1 protein-coding gene is annotated in these 2,477 nt (G+C 44.7%); it reads left to right on the plus strand.

The annotated features are described in order from the left end of the window. The coding region (locus tag JMN12_RS15445; RefSeq protein ID WP_238423945.1) for a fibronectin type III domain-containing protein at positions 1-2,477 on the plus strand (2,477 nt) is incomplete at both ends.

Here is a 2,477-nt window from a genome sequence, read left to right on the forward strand (position 1 = left end):
CGTCGTTATATACTCCTCCTTCTCACCTTGCTGAGCTTCACCCTGCAAGCTCAGCAATATCCTGTGGATGTACAAGTGTTTGTCACCCCACCCTATCCTCAGAGCCTCAGAGGGTATGCCGATACCTTTGAACAGAAAATACAAGCTCATTTCCTGCTCAAAGACCTCTCTACCGGCGGACGACCTTTTGCACTACGATTCTCGCTCGAAAACTTCCAAGGACAAACCATTGCACAAACTCCCGACTATATTACCCCCTATTTGGTAAACCTATCCCCTGGCGTACGACGCACGCTTACCAATATAGATTTCAAAACCCTACTGCGCTACGAGAATCTCTACGGTATCAATGAGGCGACTTATAACGGACTGCTTCCTGAAGGTACTTATTTTATTGGCTTATCGCTTTACGACGTAGCTACAGGTCGCCCTGTGTCCAACAAAGGGCGTGCGATGATACAAGTACGCCGCTACTCACCTCCTGTGCTTACGATGCCCCAAAAAGGAGAAGTCCTCACCAAAAAGAATGCCTTTCAAAATATTCTCTTCCAATGGATGCCTCGCGATATAGCCCCTTTTATGCAGTACGAGTTCACCCTCAAAGAAGTATGGGATTTAGCTTTAGTGCCCGAAGAGGCTTTTATGAGCGGCAGATTAATATACCAAACCAAAACCAATGCCCCTGCGTTACAGTATACCAATATGATGCCCATTCTATTGGAAAACAAACGCTATGTGTGGCAAGTACGCGCTCTTACTAACAATCCTGCCAATCCTAACGAACAATCGTACTTTAGAAATAACGGCAATTCCGAAACTTTTTACTTCGATTTAGTCTCTAATTGCGAAGCCCCACGAATGCTCACCGCGATGACCGAGGGCACCTCAGCACAATTGCGCTGGAGTGCTCAGGCGATGATGCCTAATCAGGAATACCCGTACAAGGTGATGTATCGCGAGAAAGGCAAGACGTGGAAATCGCAAAAGGTGAGTATGCCCTATGCCAAAGTTACAGGACTCAAACGCGGACGCACCTACATCTACAAAGTGGGCGTAGCTTGTGGTCTAAACACAGCCAATAGCACCTCAGTTTTTGGTGAAGATAGCTATGTGTATAGCACCGAACAAGAGTTTACCACCACCGAGCAGATAGACGAAAAGAGTCAAGTGCAATGTGGGGTAAAACCCGAAATACGCATCAAGAACACCGAGCCTTTACAGGATAACTTGTATCCTAACACCACCTTTAGGGCAGGTGATTTCCCCGTAACCGTTCTCAATGCTACAGGCAGCAATGGCGTATACTCAGGTGAAGGCTATGTGAAAGTGCCTTATTTGCAAGACACTAAAATAAAGGTAGTGTTCAACGGCATCAAGCTCAATACCGAACGCCAACTCATAGACGGAAAACTCGTAACCACTTATGATGAGACCGAGAGAAATGTACAGTTTATACAAGAAGGTATAGGTGAAGTCTTTGGAGATAAAGGCAAGAAAGACCAAAAAATACCTTTTGAGATAGAAAACGAAAACAATATACAAGTAGATAGCATCACTGGGCGCATCACCATTACCGGTAAGGTAGATCCTAAAACCGGCATAGCACCCAAAGTGACCTTACCTAAGGGCAGAGACTATGTAATCACCGATAGCCAAGGAAAAGTCTATCAGTTAGATGAGAGTGGCAAAGTAACTGCCAAAGGCACTCGTGAGCAAGGCACTCAGTTAGCCCAACAAGCCGGAAAAGGAGATAGCAAAAATCCGCCTATTAGCAACAAACATTTTAAGGTAGAATGGCTCTTCAACGATGAGTTAGCAAACGACACCACTGGAGAAATACCTTATAAAGCGCTTGTAAAAGGCAAAACCTCGAGCTTTGAACTGCGCATACAACCCGCCGATACTACCAAATACGATTTCTTCTTCCATACAGAAAATGGTGTAAAAGTAGAGGCTGAAAGCAAAGGTGAAGGACTATACAAAATCACTCGTAAGGGAGCTTTCGACTTTGCGCAGGAAGAATTATGGGTCGTTGCCAAAGAAAAGAAAGACAAAAAGGGCAAAAAAGAAGAACTCATTGGCAAATGTATTTTAGTACACCTCTCACCTAAAGAAGTAAATGTAGCTTTAGTGCCTACCCAAAGCGGACAAAACCTTCAAGAGGCAATCGCTCAAGTACAGCAAATTTATGAAAAAGTAGGGGTAACACTACATATCACCACTGAACCCCCTTTTGATATTAGCGACCAACTCAAAAACGGCACTTTGCCTACAGAAAACGAGTTTGGCGACCTTTCTACCTATAGCCCTGAACAAAATGCAGTCATCGCTAAATTTACAACCAACAGAAAGCCAAAAGACAACACATATTACATCTTTTTGGTAAACGACGGCACTGGCGATCACGGCTATATGCGATTAGGCGGGCAATATGGCTTTGTTTACAGCGCCAATGCCCGCACCATAGCCCACGAACT

This window comes from Capnocytophaga genosp. AHN8471, assembly GCF_016806945.1.
Classification (GTDB): domain Bacteria; phylum Bacteroidota; class Bacteroidia; order Flavobacteriales; family Flavobacteriaceae; genus Capnocytophaga; species Capnocytophaga periodontitidis.